The sequence below is a fragment of the Pseudomonas sp. FG35 genome, from assembly GCF_057809295.1.
Genome location: NZ_JBMDJR010000015.1, coordinates 26,974 through 48,742, shown reverse-complemented (window position 1 = coordinate 48,742; position 21,769 = coordinate 26,974). Strand labels below are relative to the sequence as shown.

The window sequence follows — 21,769 nt, the reverse complement described above, 5'->3', positions numbered from 1 at the left end:
ACGGAGCTGTCCATGGCTATCCTGCATACCCAGCTCAACCCTCGTTCAGCGGAGTTCGCCGCCAACAGCGCGGCGATGCTCAAACAGGTCGACGTCCTGCACACCCTGCTCGCCCAAGTGGCCCAGGGTGGCGGCGCGAAAGCTCAGGAACGTCACACCTCACGCGGCAAACTGCTGCCCCGTGAGCGGATCAACCGCTTGCTCGATCCGGGCTCGCCGTTTCTGGAAATCAGCCAGTTGGCCGCTCACGCCGTGTATGGCGAAGAAGTGCCGGCCGCTGGCGTGATTGCCGGGATTGGCCGCGTGGAAGGCGTCGAGTGCATGATCGTCGCCAACGACGCGACCGTGAAAGGCGGCTCGTACTACCCGCTGACCGTGAAGAAACACCTGCGTGCCCAGACCATCGCTCAGCAAAACCGTCTGCCATGCATTTATCTGGTGGACTCGGGCGGCGCCAACCTGCCGCGTCAGGACGAAGTGTTTCCGGATCGCGAGCACTTCGGGCGGATCTTCTTCAATCAGGCCAACATGAGCGCCATGGGCATTCCGCAGATTGCGGTGGTCATGGGTTCCTGCACCGCCGGCGGCGCTTACGTGCCGGCGATGGCCGACGAAGCGATCATGGTGCGCAATCAGGCGACGATTTTCCTCGCCGGCCCGCCGCTGGTGAAAGCCGCGACCGGTGAAGTGGTCAGCGCCGAAGACCTCGGCGGGGCCGATGTGCACTGCAAGACTTCCGGGGTCGCCGACCATTACGCAGAAAGCGATGAGCACGCCCTCGCCCTCGCCCGCCGCAGCGTCGCCAACCTCAACTGGCGCAAGCTCGGCGAAGTGCAGCAGCGCGCGCCGATTGCGCCGCTGTACGCCAGCGAAGAGTTGTACGGCGTGGTGTCGGCGGACGCCAAACAGCCTTTCGATGTGCGTGAAGTGATTGCGCGACTGGTCGACGGTTCGGTGTTCGATGAATTCAAAGCTTTGTTCGGCACCACGCTGGTCTGCGGTTTCGCCCACCTGCACGGCTACCCGATCGCGATCCTTGCCAACAACGGCATCCTGTTCGCCGAAGCCGCGCAAAAAGGCGCGCACTTCATCGAACTGGCCTGCCAGCGCGGCATTCCGCTGCTGTTCCTGCAGAACATCACAGGCTTCATGGTCGGCCAGAAATACGAGGCCGGCGGCATCGCCAAACACGGCGCCAAACTGGTGACCGCCGTCGCGTGCGCCAAGGTGCCGAAATTCACCGTGATCATCGGCGGCAGCTTCGGTGCCGGTAACTACGGCATGTGCGGGCGGGCCTACGATCCGCGTTTCCTGTGGATGTGGCCGAACGCGCGGATCGGCGTGATGGGTGCCGAACAGGCGGCCGGCGTGCTGGTTCAGGTCAAGCGCGAGCAGGCCGAACGCAGCGGTCAGGCGTTCAGCGCCGAGCAGGAAGCCGAGATCAAGCAACCGATTCTCGACCAGTACGAAGAGCAGGGTCACCCCTACTACTCCAGCGCACGGCTGTGGGACGACGGCGTCATCGACCCGGCGCAAACCCGCGATGTACTAGCCCTGGCCTTGTCCGCGTCGTTGAACGCGCCTATCGAACCGAGCCGCTTCGGCGTGTTCCGGATGTGATCGGGAGAACCTCATGAGCGACTTCAACACCCTCGAATTGCACAGCGACCCACGGGGTTTCGCGACCCTGTGGCTGAGCCGCGAAGAAAAAAACAACGCGTTCAACGCCGAGATGATCCGCGAACTGATCCTGGCTTTGGACAAGGTCGCCAGCGACGCCAGCCTGCGTTTCCTACTGGTGCGCGGACGCGGCAAACACTTCAGCGCCGGCGCCGATCTGGCCTGGATGCAGCAATCGGCCGAACTCGATTACCACACCAACCTCGACGACGCCCGGGAACTGGCGGAGCTGATGTACAACCTCGCCAAACTGAAAATCCCGACCGTGGCCGTGGTTCAAGGCGCGGCGTTCGGTGGCGCGCTGGGCCTGATCAGTTGCTGCGACATGGCGATTGGCGCCGATGACGCGCAGTTCTGCCTGTCGGAAGTGCGCATTGGCCTGGCGCCGGCGGTGATCAGTCCGTTCGTGGTGCAAGCCATCGGCGAACGGGCGGCGCGGCGTTATGCGCTGACGGCCGAGCGATTCGGCGGACAGCGGGCGCGGGAAATCGGTTTGTTGTCCGAGAGCTATCCAGCGACCGAGCTTGAACAGAAAGTCGAGCAATGGATCGACAACCTGCTGCTCAACAGCCCCGCCGCCATGCGCGCCAGCAAGGATCTGCTGCGTGAAGTCGGCAACGGCGCGCTGACCCCGGCACTGCGTCGCTACACCGAAAATGCCATCGCCCGCATCCGCGTCAGCCCGGAAGGCCAGGAAGGTCTGCGGGCCTTTCTGCAGAAGCGTCCGCCGAGCTGGCAAGCCGCAATCACCACCAAGGAGCCGCGTTGATGAGCGCACCTGTTCTCACCACCCTGCTGGTGGCCAACCGTGGCGAAATCGCTTGCCGGGTCATGCGTACCGCCAAGGCGCTGGGCCTGACCACCGTCGCCGTGCACAGCGCCACCGACCGCGAAGCGCGGCACAGCCGTGAAGCGGATATCCGCGTCGATCTGGGCGGCAACAAAGCGGCCGACAGCTATCTGCAAATCGACAAACTGATCGCGGCGGCCAAGGCCAGCGGCGCTCAGGCGATTCATCCGGGGTATGGCTTTCTGTCGGAGAACGCCGGTTTTGCCCGCGCCATCGAAGCCGCCGGCCTGATTTTCCTCGGCCCGCCCGCCTCGGCCATCGATGCGATGGGCAGCAAATCCGCCGCCAAGGCATTGATGGAAACTGCTGGCGTGCCGCTGGTGCCGGGTTATCACGGCGAGGCTCAGGATCTTGATACCTTCCGCGATGCTTGCGAACGCATCGGTTATCCGGTGCTGCTCAAAGCCACAGCCGGCGGTGGCGGTAAAGGTATGAAAGTTGTCGAGGACGTCAGCCAATTGGGTGAAGCGCTGGCCTCGGCTCAGCGTGAAGCGCAGTCGTCGTTCGGTGACTCGCGGATGCTGGTGGAGAAATACCTGCTCAAGCCGCGTCACGTGGAAATCCAGGTGTTCGCCGATCAGCATGGCAATTGCCTGTACCTGAATGAGCGCGACTGCTCGATTCAGCGTCGGCACCAGAAGGTCGTCGAAGAGGCGCCGGCACCGGGCCTCAGTCCGGAACTGCGTCGGGCGATGGGCGAAGCGGCGGTGCGTTCGGCGCAGGCCATCGGCTACGTCGGCGCCGGCACGGTGGAATTTCTGCTGGACGCGCGCGGCGAGTTTTTCTTCATGGAGATGAACACGCGGCTACAGGTCGAACACCCGGTCACCGAAGCCATTACCGGGCTCGATCTGGTGGCCTGGCAGATTCGCGTCGCCCGTGGCGAAGCGTTGCCGATCACTCAGGATCAAGTGCCGCTGAACGGGCATGCAATTGAAGTGCGGTTGTATGCGGAAGATCCGTCGAATGATTTTCTGCCGGCGACCGGGCGTCTGGATCTGTATCGCGAATCCGCCGCAGGGCCGGGGCGCCGTGTGGACAGCGGCGTTGAAGAAGGCGACGAGATTTCACCGTTCTATGACCCGATGCTCGGCAAGCTGATTGCCTGGGGCGAAGATCGTGAGCAGGCGCGTTTACGGCTGCTGAGCATGCTCGACGAGTTTGCGATTGGCGGGCTGAAGACCAACATCAACTTCTTGCGGCGGATCATCGGGCATCCGGCGTTTGCGGCGGCCGAGCTGGATACCGGGTTCATTCCGCGTTATCAGGAACAACTGTTACCAGCGCCTGCTGCGCTGAGCGATGAATTCTGGGAGGCGGCGGCGCAGGCTTTTGCGCAGAGCCTGCCGGAGATGGCTAGGGCGGATGATCCCGCTTCGCCTTGGGCGCTTCAGAGCGGTCTGCGCGCTGGGTTGCCACGGGAAATCACTCTGCATTTGAGTTGCGAGGGGCAGGATCGGGCGTTGACGCTCGGCGCTGGCGGCAAAGCAAAACTGATCGGCGAACAACTGGTGCTCGAGCACGATGGGCTGCGCCGACAACTGCGTGCGATTCGTCGTGGAGAGGTTCTGTTTCTGCAATGGGACGGCGAGCTGCGACGCGTTGAAACGTACGACCCGATCAGCGCTGTCGAAGCCAGTCACAGCCATCAAGGCGGTCTGACGGCGCCGATGAACGGCAGCATCGTGCGGGTGCTGGTGGAGGCCGGGCAATCGGTTGAAGCCGGGGCGCAATTGGTGGTGCTGGAAGCGATGAAGATGGAGCACAGCATCCGCGCGCCCCATGCCGGCGTGATCAAGGTGCTGTATTGCCAGGAAGGCGAAATGGTCAGCGAAGGCAGTGCACTGGTCGAACTGGAAGAAGCTTGAAAGGTGGATCGATCCTACGCTTGGCGAGGATCGATCTGACTAGTATTTGGCGGTTGCCTGAACCACGACACCGATAATTCGGCACTCGTCGGTCAACAAGGCTTTCGGCCAGGTCGGATTGAGCGGCGCCAGGTAACGCTGGCCGCCCTCTTCGATCAGTTTGCGGAAAATGGCCTCGTCGCTGTCCGGCCACTGGGCGATCACCAATTTTCCGGGCTCGGCTTCCAGCGCCGGATCCACCAGGATCATCATCCCCTCGCCGATGCTCTGCCCAGTGGGCGCGGTCATCGCATTCCCCATCACGGTGAGCCAGAACGCCGGGCCACGGGCGTGATAGTCCGTCAGTTCGAAACGTCGCTTGTCCTTGGCACTCGAATACGCTGGCTGGCTTTCACGGGCCTCGATCGGCGCATTCCACTCGCTGACCGGGTAGCGAAAGTAAGGGTTGTACTTCTGTGCCAGAGGCATTTCGTCATCCGCATCGATCTGCGGTTCACGAATCACCACTGCGACTTCGAGATACTCCATGCCCAGCGCTTTCAGCACGCGGTTCATCTGCGTGATTCCGGGCTCGCGACGCTTGTTCAGCCAATGGCCGATGCCACCCTGAGACATGCCGACACGCTCGCCGAGCTCGACTTGAGTGACGTTGAGTTCACTCATTTTGGCCTTGACCAACTCAATCCATTTATCCATGTGCGGCACCATACGTGGACGCCTTCGGCCGACAAAACACATATTGTAGTATTTAAATTCTGGTCACAAATACTATTGGTACTATTCTTGGGTCACGGATTTGAATCGACCAAGGAGTGACCTTTCACCATGAATATCCCCAGCAAAGACTTGCCCGACCTGCAAATGGACACCACCTTTACGTCTCCGCAAGGGTGCGCCGCTGCGCAACGGGCGTTGGACTATTACTTGAAACCAGCTGTGTCAGAACCGGAAGTGGATGAGCGCTTTTTCGGCGTGAACAGCAACCTGAGTGGCGAAGAATCCCTGGTCCACGCCTCCGACCTGCTCCGTTGTGCAGCAGCGACGGCGTTCAAGGCTGCGGACAGCTTGCAGGGCGTCAATCGGGATCTGGCGTTTTCGGTCGTGCACATGGTGGACATGGCGCGGGCGATGGTTGATCACTCGCTTGATGGCGCAGTGCGCTGAAGACGGGAGTTCGGACGGACAGGAAAGAACTTTCCTATCGCGCAGATAAAAACATTTGACTTGCAAATGATAATGATTATTATTGCAAGCAACTGGTCGCGAGATCAGTCGATGGACCAGAGACCTTAGGTCGGTCTTCTGGACTATCTCCTCATCAGGCTAATCACGGTTTTTGACCCGGCTTTTTGCCGGGTCTTTTTTTTGCCAGTTATCTGGCTTGTGGCTTCAGGCTAATGAAGTCTTTGGGTGCCGCAAATTCAATGGCGCGGATAATATCAAAAGGATATTGCTTGGCAAGCGAACCCCGGCCACATTGGGGCAAAGTAATGCCAATTAGCACTTGAGAATCAATCGCACAGCCACTAAGCTGCATCCGCGTCATGGAAGACGCCCCCCGCCACAACCCGCAATTTCCCTCGGTTTCACCCCTGTCTTGCGTGTAAAGTAGCCGCCATAAAAATCATATTCAGGAACCGATTATGACCGTGGCCAAATCTTCGTTCGACATCAGCGCCAACTTCGACAGCGGCAACATCCAAGTCATCGACATCAGCAACCCGCTCAACCCGGTTCTGGCAATTCGGCCAGATACTCGCAGCGGCCATTTCCAGTGGTTCCACTTCAAGGCCAGCGGCCTGCACGTTCATCAGGAACACTGGTTCCGCTTGGTCAACGCCAGCCAATCCTCGTACAACAAGGCCTGGACCGGTTATCAGGCAGTCGCTTCCTACGACCACGTCAACTGGTTCCGCATTCCGACCCAATTCGAAGGCGACAGCCTGCGCTTCTGCCTTGAAGCCGAGCAGACCCACGCCTGGTTCGCCTACTTCGAGCCTTACAGCCGCGGCCGTCATGACTGGCTGATCGAGCAAGCGCTGACCAAGGCCGGCACCGAACTGCTGGCCACCGGTAAAAGCGTCGAAGGCCGCGACATTCAGCTGCTGCGCAAAGGCACCGGCGCCGAAGGTCGCCGCAAGATCTGGATCATTGCCCAGCAACATCCCGGCGAGCACATGGCCGAATGGTTCATGGAAGGCGTGATCGAACGCCTGGAGCATCATGACGATCCGGTATTGAACAAACTGCTGGCCAGCGCTGATCTGTACCTGGTGCCGAACATGAACCCGGACGGCGCCTTCCACGGTCACCTGCGCACCAACGCCATGGGCCAGGACCTGAACCGCGCCTGGCAGAACGCCAGTCAGGAAGTCAGCCCGGAAGTGCTTTTCGTACAGCAGCAGATGGAAAAGTACGGCGTCGATCTGTTCCTCGACGTACACGGCGACGAAGAAATCCCCCACGTGTTCACTGCCGGTTGCGAAGGCAATCCGGGCTACACCCCGCGCCTGGAGAAGCTCGAAGAGCACTTCCGCAGCCACCTGAAGCACACCACCAAAGACTTCCAGACCAAGTACGGCTACACCCGCGACGAACCGGGTCAGGCCAACATGACCCTGGCCTGCAACAGCGTCGGCCAGAAGTTCGACTGCCTGTCGCTGACCCTGGAAATGCCATTCAAGGATCACGATGACGCGCCGAACCCGCTCACCGGTTGGTCGGGCAAGCGCTCGAAGCAACTGGGCAAGGACGTGCTGACCACCATCGCGGACATGGTCGACACCCTGCGCTGATCGTCCCCTGATTTTCGCTTCACGAAAGATCGCAGCCTGTCTGCGATCTTTTTTTTGCGCCGACTTTTACCCAATCAGGTTGCAAATCAAAACCGGATTCCTTACCGTCGATCAAGTTTCAAATTGAAACCTGAAAGGATCCGGGACATGAAAACTGCAACATTCGATAAAGATGTCGTGCTGCTTTTCGCCATCGCCTGCGGCCTCGCGGTGGGCAACGTGTATTACGCCCAGCCGCTGCTGGATGCAATGGCCGACGCCTTCGGCCTGTCGCCGGGCAGCATCGGCATCGTCATGACGTTGACTCAGGTCGGCTACGGCCTCGGGCTGTTGTTGCTCGTGCCCCTTGGCGACCTGCTCAACCGCCGGCGGCTGATCGTCACGCAAACGCTGTTGTCCGCCGCTGCCTTGCTGATGATCGCCTTGGCCTCGAACAGCGTCTGGCTACTGATCGGCGTCACCCTGACCGGCCTGCTGGCCGTGGTCACCCAGGTGTTGGTCGCCTACGCCGCAACCCTGGCCGTCCCGGCGCAACGCGGAAAGGTTGTGGGCGTGATCACCAGCGGCATCGTCATCGGCATTCTGCTGGCGCGCACGGTGGCCGGCGGTATGGCTGATCTGGCCGGCTGGCGCTCGATCTATCTGCTGTCAGCGGGATTGACGCTGGTGATGGCTGTGTTGCTGTTTCGGGTGTTACCCAAGGATGAAGAAGCACGACCATCCACGCATTACGTGGCATTGATTGCCTCAGTGTTCAGCCTGTTTCGTGAAGAACCGGTGCTGCGCCAACGTGCGATCCTCGCCCTGCTCACCTTCGCCAGCGCCATGGTGCTGTGGACGCCGATGGTGTTACCGCTGGCCGCCCCGCCGCTGTCGCTTTCCCACAGTGAAATCGGATTGTTCGGACTCGCCGGCGCGGCGGGTGCACTCGCCGCCGCCAGAGCCGGACACCTGGCGGATCGAGGATTGGGGCAATGGGTAAGCGGTCTGTCGCTGCTGCTGATGCTCGGTTCGTGGTTGCCGATCGCACTGACCCAGTCTTCGTTGTGGGCGTTGCTGCTTGGCGTCATCACCCTGGATCTGGGCTTGCAGGCCGTGCACGTCACCAGCCAGAGCCTGATCTACAGCGTCCGCCCAGAGGCACAAAGCCGACTGACTGCCGGCTACATGCTGTTTTATTCAATGGGCAGCGCCTTGGGCTCAATCGCCTCGACCGCCATGTACGCCTGGGCAGGATGGCCGGGCGTCTGCTGGCTGGGTGCCGCAATCAACGTGGTCGCGCTGCTGTACTGGTGGCGAACGCTGGCCACCCGGAAACGTGGCGAGGCGGCTTGCGCCCTCGCCACGTCGGACTGACACACGATCAACCGCGATTGCGTCCCCGCAGCATGCTGTCGAGCACCTCGTCGCGGCGCACCCAGCCATGGAACAGCGCCGCCGCCAGGTGCAGCAGCACGGTCAGGAACAGCAGATACGCCAGATACCCATGAGCCTTGCGCAGCAACGCGAACACCTGCGCATCCGCCGGCACGATCGACGGCAATTGCAGGGACGTGCCGAGCATCACCGGATCCCCCGCCGCGCTGATCATCGCCCAGCCGAGCAGCGGCAATACCAGCATCAGCGCGTATAGCAACAGATGAGAGGCCTTGGCCGCCATCACCTGCCAGCCCGGCAGATCCGCCGGCAGCGGCGGCTGACGGGTGCCCAGTCGCACCAGAATGCGCACGATCACCAAAGCGAGTATCGCGATGCCCAACGGTTTATGCAGGTTGATCAACCATTCATGCCGCGCCGACACCGAGGTCACCATACCGGCGCCGATGAACAACATCGCGATGATCATCAACGCCATCAACCAGTGCAGCAACCGCGCCAGCGGATTGAAATGAGTCGGTTGCGTGCTCATGGGCGAGCCTCCTTTTTGCCGGTGGGCAGTTGGCTGACTTCGCTGGTGCGACGCAGGTAGGAATCGGCGTAACCGGCCGAGCGCGCGGCGAGCAGCGGATCGTCGGAACCCTGAATGCCGGCCGGCAGCACCAGCGGATCGTAGTTGATGTCACGGCATTCGCCGCTGAGCTGCGGCTGGGTCTTTTCCAGCACCAGGGTGCCGGCGTTCAACGTTTTGCGACCGGCGGGCCAGGTCTTGCTCGCATCGTTCACCGGATCGTCAGCGTTGGCCAAGGTGATGTTCAACTGAAAACGCAGCGGCCCTTCGGCCAGGCGCTGCACCAGGTCTTTTTCAAGGAAGTCGCTACCTTCAGGCGCGGTCGCACCGGCAGCGTCCTGGGCCAGAGGCGTCATGCTCCAGCGCACCGCTTGCTTCTTGCCGCTGGCGTCCACCAGATAGAACGCGTTGACACTGTTGTAGGTTTCCGTCGCGTAACTGGCCGAAGGTTTGGCGGTTTTTATCCAGGTCAGAAACGGCACGGCTTCCGGGTGTGAGGCAAAAAATGCCGGCACCTTGGTCGGATCCGGTTTACCGGTGGCGGGATCCGGCGATTGCGCCTGCTGCAATTGATAGAACGCCTCGGGCGTGCCGACCGGGAACACCGGCATGCTGTTCATCCCGGTGCGCCACTGCTGGCCGTTGGCCTGAGTGAAACGCAGCGCCAGACTGCGGATCGGTACGGCGCTGTCCGGCGCATACGGACTGCCGGCCGGCAACGCAAAGCGCCCGACCACCGGAGTGCGCGGCTCGTTGAACACTTGCGCGACAGAATACGAGCGAGCCTCGCCGCTGCTCTCGAAATGTCCGATCACGCAAACACCTTTGGCGTGATTGCGGCGAAAGCCGGGATGCACGCCGTTGTTCTTTTCCAGCACATCGACCAACGCTTTAGGCGTCAGACGTTGTGGGTCAAATGAACCATGAACGTAGGCAAAGGCCCCGGCCAGGGCTGCGACGACCACGGCGATTCCGCCAAGACGCAACACCAGGCTCGCGGCACTCAGTGGCGGGCGTTGTGGCCCGCCGGGCGATGAGCTGCGATCAACCATGAAGCACTCCAGGGCCATCGGCCACAAGTAGGAAGAATCAGCAAGACGCACGTCATCGGGATTTATTCCACGGCCCGGTATTTATTTTTCAGAACGTGGAATAACCTCCAATGCCGGGCGTCTTCCTAGTCCACAGCGTAGCGACTAGTACAACTTCATGAGCGAATTCGACGAACAACTGCGAGAAATAATCCCCAGATTGCGGCGTTTTGCCGTGTCGTTGACTCGCAACAGCAGCAGCGCCGACGATCTGGTACAGGCCAGTCTGGAGCGCGCGCTGTCGGGTTGGGGCGAAAAACGCGCCGACGGCGATCTGCGCGCCTGGTTGTTTTCGATCCTGTACCGGCAGTTTCTCGATGCGCATCGGCGTTCGCGGCGTTATGCGCGGATGCTCGAATTCTTCACCGGCCGTGATGACGCCGAGCCCTCGGTGGAACGCACCGTCATTGCCCAATCGACTTTGAAGGCCTTCGACCGACTGCCCACCGAACAGCGCGCCCTGCTGCTGATGGTGTCGGTGGAAGGCCTGACTTATAAGGAGGTCGCCGAGATTCTCGACGTCCCCACCGGCACCGTGATGTCGCGCCTGTCCCGTGCTCGCCAGGCCCTGCGCCAGCTCAGCGACGGGGAAATCAGCAGCCCTTCCTTGCGGATACTCAAATGATCAGTCTGCCCCCCAACGAACGTGACCTGCACGCCTACGTCGATCACCAGCTCAGCGAGGCCGACCGGCATGTGCTGGACACCTGGCTCGCCAGCCATCCGGACGAAGCGGCGCAGGTTCGCGCCTGGCAACAGGACGCCCAGCACCTGCGCGCCGCCCTCAGCGGTGCCTTGCAACAACCGGCCAATCCTGACCTTGATCCGGCGCTGATCCGTCAGCGCCTCAAACGCCAGTCACGCCGCCAGTGGGCCAGCGCGGCGGTGCTGCTGATTGCCGTCAGCCTCGGCGGTGTCGGAGGCTGGAAGGCCCGGGACATGACTGTGTTTCATCCCCCGGCACCGATGACGGATGCCTTGCAGGCGTACCGTTTGATCGCCCAGCAAGGGCTTCTGCCGGCGGACTACAAGGTCGATGGTGACGGCGATATCCAGCGCTGGCTCGACCGTTATTTCACTCAGGCCAATCGCCTGCCGGACCTGACGTCGGCCGGTTTCGCACCGGTCAGCGGCCGTCTGCTGAGCACCGATGAAGGCCCGGCGGCGATGGTGATGTATGAAGACCGGAGCGGGCACAAGGTCAGTTTCTATGTACGTCCACCGGGACCGAAGAATACCTTCCTGCCCCGGGGCAGCCGCCAGGACGGAGATCTGCAGGCCGAGTACTGGTCCGGCAAGGGCTACAACTACGCGATGGTCAGCCCGGCCAATACCCCGGCGGCGAAAATGCTCCAGCAATCCGTGAGTTTCTAGCCGGTTCAGAACCCCACATCCAGCACCACATTGTCCAGGTAGGTTCCGGCGGGCGGTGTGGTCTGGTCGGTGTAGATTTTCGCGTTGTAATTGAAGATCTGGCTGCCGGTGCCCAGCCCGTTGCCGGGGTTGACCTCGGCATCGCTGCTGGCGCGGCGAGCCGCGCCGACACTGCCCCAACGGGTGGTGCCGGCACTCTTGAAAATGTCGTAGGCCAGATAGTTGCTGCCGGAAATCATCCGCCGTCGTCCGCCGACACTCAGTGCATTTTGCCCGTCGTTCAGACCCACCGTGTAGGCACTGCCCTTGGTGCAGGCGAGGTTGATCGTCTGCCCGGTCACCGGGGTGAATGCACTGACCACCGGCGCACTGCCGAAAGCGATGTTCGGCGCGGTGATGGTGCAGTCGTTGGACACCGTCAGGTTGACCGTCAGCGTCGTGGTGCCGCTGTTGATGTCGCGGCCCAGGCAAAGCCCGCCGACACCGATGCCCGAACAATAATTCCAGTTCCAGAAAATGCTCAGTGTCTCGGTATACACGCCGGCCGCCACGTTGCTGCCGATGGTGGTACCGAAGTACAGCGGAACGGTTTTCGGCACCGTACCGCCGAGCAAACCGAGGGCATCGATGATGCCATTGCGGGCGAAGTCATAGGCGGTGCCGCGCGTCAGCGGGTAACTGGTGCTGTTGTTGGCGTAGATCGTGTAACCGATGACGTCACCGGTGGGCCCGAGCAAACCGCTCTGGGTTGAGGTGACGGTGGCCCAGAAATGGTCATTGTTGGTCAGCAGCGACAGCAGCGAACCGGTGCAACTCAAGCCTCCGTTCAAGGTAGAACTGGGTTGCGAGGTAGTGCGCACGGCGATCGAACTGATGTTCCCGAACCCGGCCGGTGTGGTGGTCACCACCGAACACAGCGCCTGCGCCAGCCCCGGCAGCAGCAACAACAGCCACAGAACAAATCGCGCCCGGATCATTGGCACACCAGCGGGCCGATCAGTGGCACTTCGTCCTGCTGCAGATCGACACTGAATTGCGCCTGGCAAGTCTTGCCGTCCGCAAGTGTCACTCGCAGCGAATTCTGCGCCTGGAGATTTTCCAGATAGACCAGCCCGTCCCAGCCGACCACCGTCCGCGTGCCGCTCTGCTCGTGCAGCACGCCACTGCCCAGCGGCAATTCCTTTTGTTGCGCATCCACCAGCACGATGCTCGCGGCAATCACCCGGCTCAGCGGAAATTCCAGCAGATAGCCACTGCCCCGGCGTACGGCAATACGCTGTTCGACGTTGGGGCTGCGCACGTTGGCCGGCAGGTTCAGCGGGTCGATTTCGTATTTGCCGCGGTAATAGGCGCTGCTCCACGGCACCAGCAGGTGGCCGTTGCGGTCGGTCTGGCCGACCTGCTGGTTCTCGTAACGCACCGGAATGTCCGCATAACCATCGGTGCTGACCACCACGAACGCATCGTCGATGCGGTTGGCGGCGAACACCTGGTCATCCATCCACACCAGCGAGCCGCTGGCATCGGCCCAACGGGTTTCGGCGTCGGACGTGCCGTAGACGCCCGCCTGCAATTGCACCGATTGCAGGCGCCAGGTCACGTCCGCCTGACGGTAATCGGCGCCGTCGCCCTTGGCATAGCCGAGATTGAAGCCCACCCCGCCCTCGGACGGTACGGCGCGGCTGTAATTGACCCGTTGCTGGGTCTGTCCGGTCTTGCTGCGTTCGCTGCTGATGGCCAGGCTGCCGCGCAGGTCGAACGGAATCACCAGTTGCGCCTGCACTGCCCAGTTGCTGTCACCGATTTCGCGGTTGGCCGACAGGTAGAAACTGCTGTTGCGCCACAGCGGTTTGCTCCAGCTCAGATTGAGCAACCGCGTGCGGGTTTCGTCTGCCGCGCGAATATCGAAATAACCGACGCCGAGACTGCCCCAGCGCTCGAGGTTGAGGCTCAGGGTCGCCTGCTCGCTGCGCTTGCTGAGTGTGGTGTAAGGGCTGTCGACCACGGTCAGGTCGGCATAGCGATCGCGGCGTTGCAGACGCTGATAGGAAAAGCTGTAGCGCTGGCCGCTGTATTGATAACCGAGGCTCAGTTGCTGACCACCGTCGCCATCGAAACGGCTCTGGCTGATCGCGCTGTTGAGCACCCCGAAATTGCCCAGCCGCAAGTTACCGCCCAGCCCGCCGAGGGTCAGGGTATCCGCCGCTTCGGCATGACTCTCCAGAGTAAAGGTGTCGCTGACGCCGTAACGCAGACTGCCCGAGGTCACGCCCGGCCCATAGCTAAAATCCTTCAGGCCATAATCCCGGCGCAACGTACCGGCTGCCACCGAAAAATCGCTCAGACCTTTTTGCAACAGGCTGCTGGTGACGTAGAACGGCACCGTGGTTGACACCTGCCGGCCCAGCGCATCGGTGGTCACCACCACCGCCTCGCCCGCACCGTTGATAAACGGAATGTTGGTCAGGGTGTACGGCCCCGGTTGCAGGTCGGTACTGCTGGATTTGTAGCCGTTGATGAACAGATCCACCGAAGATGGCACCGCCGCTTCCCCGGCGAATTGCGGCAGCGGATAGGTCACCAGATCCGGGCGTACCGCAAAATCCCTGGAGAACTGCACACCGCCCAGCCGCACCGAACTGCTCCAGGGCAAGGCGCCGCTGACCACGTCCCCGGCCTCGTAGGTCAGCATCCGTTCGTCATCGGAGTAACGCCAGGTGGTGTCGTAACGCAGATAACCGTTGTCCAGCGTGCTGACCGCATCCCCCGACAACGTGCGGCGATATTGCCCGGTGTTCGACAAAGTGCCCCAACTGTCGAACACCCGCACCTCGTTCCACGCCGCCAGATAAGTGCCGGCGTCGTCGGTGTCATTGAGATACAGGTCATAGTTGAATAACGCGCCGAAACTGCTCAGCGCCGGGGTGCGTGGATAAACCTCGCGGTTGCCGATGAACTGCTCCGGCAGCCAGTCCGGCGGCACGTCGAGCAGCAGGCGCTGGCCGACACTGTCGTAATCGCTGTGCAGGCCCGGCAGGCCGTCGAGATCGACTTCGGCACCCGCCTCTTCCGGCAGCTTCATGCCGGTGTCGCGCAATACGCTGGCCGGCAGGAACAGGCGCCCGCCGCGCTGCTCCACCGCCACCACCCGACCGGTATTCATCTGGTTGACCACCAGTTCCAGAAACAACTGTGCATCGCTGACGGCCTCCATGCCGCTGGGAGGCGGCGGCAGTTCGCCGGCCCCGGATGGATGAATGAACATCAGGCACCACGCGCCGGTCATGAGCCACAACGGACGCTGAATACGGCGAGCCCATCCCGGACTCATTAGCGTGTTACGTCCGTCAATGGACTGATTCCTCCTGAAACCGCTGGCGCCGAAGCCAGGCTTCGACATGACTCGCTACGGCTATCGCGCCGGCGGAATGCTCTGCACCTGCGCCGCGCCATTGATGCGCCCCGCCAGCTCTCCCGTCACCGGCCCCGGTGCCGGCCAGCGCATCACTGCGCCGGGCAGCACGTAACCGAGCAGGCCTTCGGCCAAGGGTTTGCTTTGGCTGCCCTGCTTGATGGCCACATCGGTCAATCGCGCATGAACCGCGCCCTGATTACGCACTTCCACATAAGGACGGCCCTCCATCGCCACCGTCCGCCAGCTCAGTTGCGGCAGGCCGATACCTTTGGGGTCACGCTGACGGGCGCTGTCTTCCTTGCTCCACAGGCCCGCGCCATAGGCGAACAGCGGCACCGAGTAGCGCATCTGGAAGCGGATCGCCGCAGCGGTCTTGCCGTCTTCGGCAACGGGCGGCTGGGCCGAGGGGATTTCATCGATGATGATCCGGTACGCCAGCTCCTGACCTGGCGGCACGTCTTTGGTACGGGTCAGGCGCACCAGTTGCTTCTGACCCGGCTCGATCTTCGCCACCGGCGGACTGCCGATCACCTCGCGTTGATTGCGGTATTGCTCTTCGAAACCGCTCTGGCTCCAGCCGAACACGCGGATCTGCAGGTTGGCGGTTTCCGTGCCGCGATTTTCCAGCCACAGCGCACTGGCCTGTTGATCGGCCTCCAGCACCGGATCGATCGGCCAGATCAGCACCGAACTGGCGGCCTGGGCCTTGAGCGTCCCGAACATGACCAGCGCCAGCACGGCGCAACACACGGACCAATAGCGTGACGTGAAAAACCCCATAAACCTGCTCCTTGTCATTTCACATCACCACGACAGCTGCACCTGCAACACATCGCTGTATGTCCCCCCGGGCTGATTGCCCGGCAATTGCACCTGTCCGTAGATCGGCAGACTGATATTGTTCGCATCGCTGTAGGCCACCGCCACACTCTGACCGATGCCCAGGCTCTGGCTGAATGCCGCATCGCGAAACAGCGCATACGCCACCTTCGCGCTGCCTCCGCTGATCTGCATGCGTCGCTCTCCGCTGTTGTACTGGCCGCCATCGACCGTCATGTTCAGCGCCACCCCCGGCGTGCATTGCAGCGTGACACCACCGGTCAATGCGACCTGCACCGTGCCGGTGGCCAGCGCCGAACGCGAACCGAAATTCAGCCCGCCATAGTTCGATACGCCCCCCACCACCAGACAGCCCGGTGTCACTGTGGCACTGACCTGAAAGCTCTGGCTGGTCACCGCCGCCAACGGCAGCGGCAAGCTGCCCGCACACAACAGAAACAGCACCGCACCGCCATGCCGGGCCATGGCACTAGAACGTCAGTTCGACGGAAATCGTGTCGGTATACGTGCCCGCCGGCAGCCCGGCCTTGCCCACCGCCTGACCGTAGATGTTCACGGTCTGCGCCACACCGGTGCTGGCGGCGAGGTTGATCACCCCGTCGATGGCCAGCAACTGCGAGTGTCCGGCGTCGGTGTACAGGTCATACGGCACGTAGTTGGCGACCCCGTCGTACAGTGCGCGAGTACCACCCGGCGAGAGCCCGTCATGGGCGCCGGCCCGAACCTTGACCGTTGGGGTGGTGCCGGCCGAGCACAGGATCGACAGCGCCCCGCCCCCGCCGCCCAGCACCTGCCCGGTGGCCGTGGTGAACAGGCTGTTGGCGGTGCCGAAGTTCAACGCACCGAAGTTCAGCCCGGTCGAACCGCCGGAACCGTTGACCTGGCAACTGCTGATCAGGATCAGGCTGGAAGTGATCTGGCCGGTGACCGTGGTGGCGGCATTGACGCTGGAAGCGAGCGTCAGGCCGAGCAACGACAAACCTATCCTTGATGCAATCGTACGCATGGTGTTCGTCCTCTACGGGGTTACCAGTCGAGCGTCACCGTCAGGGTGTCGGTATAGACACCAGCCGGTACCGCTCGGGTGTTCGCCACCACCGAGCCAAATACCGGGATGGGTATCTGTGCGCCGCTGGTGACAGCGAAATTGTGTTGTTGACCGATGCTGTAGCTCTGGCTGCCGGAGGCATCGAGAAACAGCTGATAGGGGAGCGTCTGGCGCCCGTTGCTCAACCGGCGTGTGGTGCCGTCGCCGTGGGTGCCGCCGTCGATGGTCACGGTGAACCCGGTGACCGAAGGGTTGCAGGCGACATTCAGTTGGCCGCTGCCCGCTTCGCTGAGGCTGGCCTTGATCGGTGCGTTCCAGGTCGGGCCCTGCTGGCCGAAATCGAGAGAGCCCAGCCCATCCACCGGGCTGGCGGGGCTGGAGGCGTTGGTGACCTCGCAGCCGGCGATCAGCGTCAGTCGCGCAAGGATATGCCCACTGACCGCCGCCGACGCGATCTCGGTGAACAACAGCAACGTGGCTGTGGCGATTACTCGCCCGTGTCTGCCCATCATTGAGCCCCGACTCCTTCAGGATCACTCGACCATTGCGCTCGTCATTGAACGCCCTTCCCTGCGCCACCCGGTTCCACCGAATGGCTGAAAAACTCCGCGATCACCAGGTGACCGTCACCTTCACCAGATCCGAATACCGGCTGACGCGCGGCACCTCCGCCATACGCTCGATCCGCCCGTATAACGGCAAGTCCACCGTGCCGCTGTCCGGCACCCGGCCACTGACCGGCACATCCACCACCAGCGGCACCCGCCGCGCGGCGTCCTGATACAGGCGATAGGGAATCGGCTTGCTGCCGGCCTCCCCCGCCATATAACGCACCTCGCCCACGCCGCCGTGCAGGCCGCCATCGACGCGCAACTGATACGGGGTGTCCGGGTTGCATTCCAGACGCGGCAGGCGCGAATTGGGCAGCGCCGCGCCGAGTGGCCCGTCCCGCTCGCCAAGCCGCGCGGTGGTGCCGAAGTCGAGCACACCCAGTTGCTCGATACCGGCCTCGCGTTGCAGGCCGATCAGCTGGCAACCGCGCTGCACATCGACCCGCACCTCGACCTGAAGGTCGGCGGCGTGGACCGGTACCGCGAGCCCGCCCAGCAATGCCCAGACCATCCCTGCATTCACCGCCCGTTCCTTGATGGCGACAGCGTCTCTGTCGTTACAGTGTTTCAGGTTAGCAACGGACGCCGATTGCGCCAGTCGATTGGATCCAGTCGCCCGCCGGGATTTGTTTCGAAAGATTGGCAACACGCCGATTTAAAGTGTTGAAAAATCCTGTACACACCGCAGATTGCTCTACGGAAAAACGATAAAGCGCAGTGGAAGCAAAACTACCCGTCTGGTTAAACTACCCCGCCGCGCTCCGGGGAGCCGGCCCGATGATGACGGAGTGATTGCAGTGCCCGCCCGACCGCCCGACCGTTCGCGTCTGATCCAGCGCTGGTCAGCCTTGCGCCATTTCTTCGGCAAACGCTCCGTTACAAACGCGGGCCAGTGCGCTGCCAGCGCGCAATCGGTGCGTGACTATTTCCGGCAAAAGGCCCACGGCCAGGGCTACACCCTCAGCCACAGCCAGCAGCGGGTCATCGACTGCATGGCCCATCAGGCCGGTCTGTTGTTCGGCACCCCTGCGCAAACCCCGCCCAGCCTGTATCTGCACGGAGCGGTCGGACGCGGCAAGAGCTGGTTGCTGGACGGATTTTTCCAGGCATTGCCCATCGAGCAAAAGCGCCGTCTGCACTTCCATGGATTTTTCGCCCAGTTGCATCAGGGCATGTTCGAGCACCGCGATCGCGATGACGCGCTCGCCGTTACCCTCGATGCGCTGTTGATGGACTGTCGGGTGCTGTGTTTCGATGAATTTCACGTGCATGACATCGGCGATGCGATGCTCATCACCCGCCTGTTCAAGGCACTGTTCAAGCGCGGGATCCTGTTGCTGGTGACCTCCAACTACCCGCCCGAAGGCTTGCTGCCCAATCCGCTGTATCACGCGCGGTTCAAACCGGTAATCGACCTGATCAATGCGCGCATGCAGGTCATGGAAGTCGGCGGCCCCCACGATTACCGCAGCCAGGCGCGTCGGCACGCGCATCAGGTCTTCACCCAGGGCCATTACGTCTGGCCGGCCAGCCCGGCGCAGCGCCTCGCCTTGAACCTGCCGCCCCTTGATGCCGCGCCGTTGCCCTTGGCGGTCGGCAGCCGGCATTTGCAGGCGCGACTGTGCGAAGACCGGCGCGTCGGCTTCACCTTCAACGACCTCTGCGAACAGCCCACGGCGGTGATGGATTATCTGGAACTGTGTCGGCGCTTCGACCACTGGATCATCGATGAACTGCCGGAACTGGGCGAATGTTCGATCGCCGCCCAGCAGCGGTTCATCAACCTGATCGACGTGCTCTACGATCAGGACAAACATCTGACCCTGCTCGGCCAGCTCCCGTTGCGCGAAAGCCTCGGTGGCCAGGCGATCGATCTGGCCCGCACCCGCAGCCGGCTCGGGCAATTGCGCGAAGTGCACGAACCAGGCTGATTTGCCGTTATCATGCGGTCCATTTCCGGCGCCCTGCGCCTTCTCGATAGCGATCCTTTTTCATGCACACCCTTGCACAACTGCGCGCCGGCGAACTGTCACGCATCACCCGGCTGGACCTGGCCGAAGGACTGACTGAATTTCCGCCGGAGATTTTCAACCTGGCCGACACGCTGGAAGTGCTCAACCTCAGCGGTAACGCCCTGAGCAGCCTGCCGGACGACTTGCACCGTCTGACGCGCCTGCGCGTGCTGTTCTGCTCCGACAATCAGTTCACGCAATTGCCGGCGTGCCTGGGCCAGTGCCAGGCGCTGACGATGATCGGCTTCAAGGCCAACCGCATCACTCAGGTGCCCGGCGCGGCGCTGCCGCCAAATCTGCGCTGGCTGATCCTGACCGACAACGCCATCGAAACCCTCCCCACCGAACTGGGCGAACGTCCGCTGCTGCAAAAACTCATGCTTGCCGGCAATCGTCTGAACACCCTGCCGCCGTCACTGAGCCAGTGCCATCGACTGGAGCTGATCCGCATCGCCGCCAACCAGTTGACCGAGTTGCCGCAATGGCTGCTGACCCTGCCGAGCCTGACCTGGCTGGCCTACGCCGGCAATCCGCTGGAAACCGAAGCCGATGCGGCCGCCCTCGACAAAGCGCCACTGATCGACTGGTCGGCGCTGCAATTGGAACAACCGCTGGGCGAAGGCGCTTCCGGGGTCATTTACCGGGCGCAGTGGCAGCCCGCGAATCAGCCGGCCACGTCCGTGGCAGTCAAGTTGTACAAGGGCGAAATGACCAGCGACGGCTCGCCGCTGCATGAAATGAACGCGTGCATCACCGCCGGGCTGCACCCGAACCTGATCCGCGTCGAAGGCCGCATCGACCAGCATCCCGATGGCCAGCAAGGTCTGGTGATGCAGTTGATCGATCCGAGCTATCGCAACCTGGCCGGGCTGCCGAGCCTGGCGTCCTGTTCACGGGACGTATATGCCGACGATTGTCGTTTCAGTGCCGACGTTGCCCTGCGTATCGCTCGCGGCATAGCCTCTGTCGCCGGGCATCTGCACCGTCACGGCATCACCCATGGCGATCTCTACGGACACAACATTCTGTTGAACGATCAGGGCGACTGTCTGCTGGGGGACTTTGGCGCGGCGTCGTTCCATGCCATGGCGGACACGCCTGAAACCCGCGCGCTGCAACGCCTCGAAGTGCGTGCGTTCGGGATTTTACTGGGGGAACTGCTGACGCGTATCGACTCGGGGTTGAGCGATGAACAGCGTCAGGTGCTAGAGGCCCTGGAACAGCGCTGCTGTCAGCCGGATGTGCTGGCGCGGCCGGGGTTTGGCGAGATCAGCCAGGCGTTGCAACACGCCTGAAAAAAATCGCAGCCCGAGGGCTGCGATTTTCCGGTTTGTCAGCCGGCCAGACCGACGAACATATCCTGCACGTCGTCATGGTTGTCCAGGCCTTCGAGGAACGCCTCGACTTCAGCCATCTGCTCGTCGCTCAGACCGCTGACCGGGTTCTTCGGCTGATAGCCCAGTTTGGCCGACAGCACGGTGAAGCCTTGTTCCGGCAGGGCTTTCTGCACGGCATCGAGGTCGGTCGGATCGGTCAGGAACAGGGTCGCGCCCTCTTCGCCAGCCTCGAAATCCTGGGCGCCGGCTTCGATTGCGGCCATTTCCGGATCGGCGTCCGGGGTGTCCGGCGACGCTTCGATCATGCCGACATGGTTGAAGTCCCAGGCAACGGAACCGGAAGCACCCAGTTGGCCCTTGCGGAACGCCACGCGGATTTCCGCCACGGTGCGGTTGATGTTGTCGGTCACGCACTCGACGATCAGCGGCACCTGATGCGGTGCGAAACCTTCGTAAGTCACGCGATGGTACTGAACGGTTTCGCCCAGCAGGCCTGCGCCTTTCTTGATGGCGCGGTCCAGGGTTTCCTTGGGCATCGAGGCTTTCTTGGCCTGTTCGACCACCAGACGCAGGTGTGCGTTGGTCGCGGTATCGGCACCGTTACGCGCAGCAATGGTGATTTCCTTCACCAGTTTGCCGAAGATCTTGCCCTTGGCGTTGGCTGCCGCTTCTTTGTGTTTAACCTTCCACTGTGCGCCCATTACTCACTCTCTTGATCTGTGGCGCCGAGACATCTATTGGCCGACGCATGGCGCCAAGTTTATACGGCCTAAAGTCGGCAATCGACCAAAAATTCCGATGCGCATCGACATCTTCTACGCGCCTTGTAGGGCGATTCTGAAAAACTGGTTTGCCACGTCCATTCGACGTCGTGTTTTCGTACCCTCTGTCGCCCGTATT

22 protein-coding genes are annotated in these 21,769 nt (G+C 62.2%); 10 read left to right on the top strand and 12 right to left on the bottom strand.

Going from position 1 to position 21,769, the window contains the following annotated elements; all coding sequences use genetic code 11:
- Positions 1-12 precede the first annotated feature (12 nt).
- The 3 genes from ACODTD_RS24365 to ACODTD_RS24355 are packed head-to-tail and all read left to right on the top strand — an operon-like array spanning position 13 to position 4,398.
- Complete coding sequence (locus tag ACODTD_RS24365; RefSeq protein WP_489105317.1) at positions 13-1,620, top strand: carboxyl transferase domain-containing protein; 1,608 nt, start codon at positions 13-15, stop codon at positions 1,618-1,620.
- Positions 1,621-1,633: 13 nt separating this feature from the next.
- Positions 1,634-2,449: a gamma-carboxygeranoyl-CoA hydratase gene (locus ACODTD_RS24360; RefSeq protein WP_011335003.1), complete on the top strand. Its 816-nt coding sequence runs from the start codon at positions 1,634-1,636 to the stop codon at positions 2,447-2,449.
- Positions 2,449-4,398 carry an acetyl/propionyl/methylcrotonyl-CoA carboxylase subunit alpha gene (locus ACODTD_RS24355; RefSeq protein WP_489105316.1) on the top strand — a complete coding sequence of 650 codons (1,950 nt, stop codon included), beginning with the start codon at positions 2,449-2,451 and terminating at the stop codon, positions 4,396-4,398. Before ACODTD_RS24360 ends, ACODTD_RS24355 begins: the two co-directional genes overlap by 1 nt.
- Before the next feature lie 39 nt (positions 4,399-4,437).
- Here the strand turns inward: ACODTD_RS24355 and ACODTD_RS24350 are convergent, their stop codons facing one another.
- A complete protein-coding gene (locus ACODTD_RS24350) occupies positions 4,438-5,094 on the bottom strand; it encodes a LexA family protein (RefSeq protein ID WP_041475588.1) in 657 nt (218 codons plus the stop codon).
- Between the two features lie 129 nt (positions 5,095-5,223).
- On the opposite strand from ACODTD_RS24350, the gene ACODTD_RS24345 reads away from it, so the two are divergent.
- On the top strand, positions 5,224-5,562 hold the full coding sequence (locus tag ACODTD_RS24345) for a DUF6124 family protein (protein ID WP_011335006.1): 339 nt from the start codon (positions 5,224-5,226) through the stop codon (positions 5,560-5,562).
- 208 nt (positions 5,563-5,770) lie between these two features.
- Here the strand turns inward: ACODTD_RS24345 and ACODTD_RS24340 are convergent, their stop codons facing one another.
- Complete coding sequence (locus ACODTD_RS24340) at positions 5,771-5,944, bottom strand: hypothetical protein (protein ID WP_489105315.1); 174 nt, start codon at positions 5,942-5,944, stop codon at positions 5,771-5,773.
- A 97-nt stretch (positions 5,945-6,041) separates the two neighbouring features.
- Here ACODTD_RS24340 and ACODTD_RS24335 point away from each other — a divergent pair, with 97 nt between their 5' ends.
- Together ACODTD_RS24335 and ACODTD_RS24330 are read left to right on the top strand one after the other, a co-directional pair.
- On the top strand, positions 6,042-7,193 hold the full coding sequence (locus ACODTD_RS24335) for a M14 family metallopeptidase (RefSeq protein ID WP_221614372.1): 1,152 nt from the start codon (positions 6,042-6,044) through the stop codon (positions 7,191-7,193).
- A gap of 147 nt (positions 7,194-7,340) precedes the next feature.
- Positions 7,341-8,549, top strand: a complete 1,209-nt coding sequence (locus ACODTD_RS24330; RefSeq protein ID WP_011335008.1) for an MFS transporter — start codon at positions 7,341-7,343, stop codon at positions 8,547-8,549.
- Between the two features lie 7 nt (positions 8,550-8,556).
- Here ACODTD_RS24330 and ACODTD_RS24325 read toward each other — a convergent pair whose 3' ends face one another.
- On the bottom strand, positions 8,557-9,102 hold the full coding sequence (locus tag ACODTD_RS24325) for a cytochrome b (RefSeq protein ID WP_011335009.1): 546 nt from the start codon (positions 9,100-9,102) through the stop codon (positions 8,557-8,559).
- Positions 9,099-10,193, bottom strand: coding sequence for a catalase family peroxidase (locus ACODTD_RS24320; RefSeq protein ID WP_489105314.1), 1,095 nt, complete (start codon positions 10,191-10,193; stop codon positions 9,099-9,101). The genes ACODTD_RS24325 and ACODTD_RS24320 overlap by 4 nt, the downstream gene beginning before the upstream one ends.
- 157 nt (positions 10,194-10,350) lie before the next feature.
- Between ACODTD_RS24320 and ACODTD_RS24315 the strand changes: the two genes are divergently transcribed.
- On the top strand, positions 10,351-10,857 hold the full coding sequence (locus ACODTD_RS24315; protein WP_489105313.1) for an RNA polymerase sigma factor: 507 nt from the start codon (positions 10,351-10,353) through the stop codon (positions 10,855-10,857).
- Complete coding sequence (locus ACODTD_RS24310; RefSeq protein ID WP_489105312.1) at positions 10,854-11,606, top strand: anti-sigma factor family protein; 753 nt, start codon at positions 10,854-10,856, stop codon at positions 11,604-11,606. The genes ACODTD_RS24315 and ACODTD_RS24310 overlap by 4 nt, the downstream gene beginning before the upstream one ends.
- A 5-nt stretch (positions 11,607-11,611) precedes the next feature.
- On the opposite strand, the gene ACODTD_RS24305 is transcribed toward ACODTD_RS24310, so the two are convergent.
- The 7 genes from ACODTD_RS24305 to ACODTD_RS24275 all read right to left on the bottom strand — a co-directional run bounded on the left by ACODTD_RS24305 (position 11,612) and on the right by ACODTD_RS24275 (position 18,031).
- Positions 11,612-12,583, bottom strand: coding sequence for a Csu type fimbrial protein (locus ACODTD_RS24305; protein ID WP_011335013.1), 972 nt, complete (start codon positions 12,581-12,583; stop codon positions 11,612-11,614).
- On the bottom strand, positions 12,580-14,937 hold the full coding sequence (locus ACODTD_RS24300) for a fimbria/pilus outer membrane usher protein (protein ID WP_041475352.1): 2,358 nt from the start codon (positions 14,935-14,937) through the stop codon (positions 12,580-12,582). The genes ACODTD_RS24305 and ACODTD_RS24300 overlap by 4 nt, the downstream gene beginning before the upstream one ends.
- 81 nt (positions 14,938-15,018) lie before the next feature.
- A complete protein-coding gene (locus ACODTD_RS24295; RefSeq protein WP_489105311.1) occupies positions 15,019-15,801 on the bottom strand; it encodes a fimbrial biogenesis chaperone in 783 nt (260 codons plus the stop codon).
- Positions 15,802-15,825: 24 nt separating this feature from the next.
- Positions 15,826-16,326 carry a Csu type fimbrial protein gene (locus ACODTD_RS24290; protein WP_489105310.1) on the bottom strand — a complete coding sequence of 167 codons (501 nt, stop codon included), beginning with the start codon at positions 16,324-16,326 and terminating at the stop codon, positions 15,826-15,828.
- Between the two features lie 4 nt (positions 16,327-16,330).
- The gene (locus ACODTD_RS24285; protein WP_007951533.1) at positions 16,331-16,867 is read right to left on the bottom strand and encodes a Csu type fimbrial protein; all 537 of its coding nucleotides are present in this window, start codon (positions 16,865-16,867) and stop codon (positions 16,331-16,333) included.
- Positions 16,868-16,887: 20 nt separating this feature from the next.
- Positions 16,888-17,421, bottom strand: a complete 534-nt coding sequence (locus ACODTD_RS24280) for a Csu type fimbrial protein (RefSeq protein WP_011335017.1) — start codon at positions 17,419-17,421, stop codon at positions 16,888-16,890.
- Positions 17,422-17,521: 100 nt separating this feature from the next.
- The gene (locus ACODTD_RS24275) at positions 17,522-18,031 is read right to left on the bottom strand and encodes a Csu type fimbrial protein (protein ID WP_489105322.1); all 510 of its coding nucleotides are present in this window, start codon (positions 18,029-18,031) and stop codon (positions 17,522-17,524) included.
- A 286-nt stretch (positions 18,032-18,317) separates the two neighbouring features.
- Here ACODTD_RS24275 and zapE point away from each other — a divergent pair, with 286 nt between their 5' ends.
- Positions 18,318-19,451, top strand: a complete 1,134-nt coding sequence (gene zapE, locus ACODTD_RS24270; protein ID WP_221614367.1) for a cell division protein ZapE — start codon at positions 18,318-18,320, stop codon at positions 19,449-19,451.
- A gap of 62 nt (positions 19,452-19,513) precedes the next feature.
- Positions 19,514-20,827, top strand: a complete 1,314-nt coding sequence (locus ACODTD_RS24265) for a leucine-rich repeat-containing protein kinase family protein (protein WP_489105309.1) — start codon at positions 19,514-19,516, stop codon at positions 20,825-20,827.
- Between the two features lie 38 nt (positions 20,828-20,865).
- Here the strand turns inward: ACODTD_RS24265 and ACODTD_RS24260 are convergent, their stop codons facing one another.
- Positions 20,866-21,570, bottom strand: coding sequence for a YebC/PmpR family DNA-binding transcriptional regulator (locus ACODTD_RS24260; protein ID WP_011335021.1), 705 nt, complete (start codon positions 21,568-21,570; stop codon positions 20,866-20,868).
- Positions 21,571-21,769: the final 199 nt, after the last annotated feature.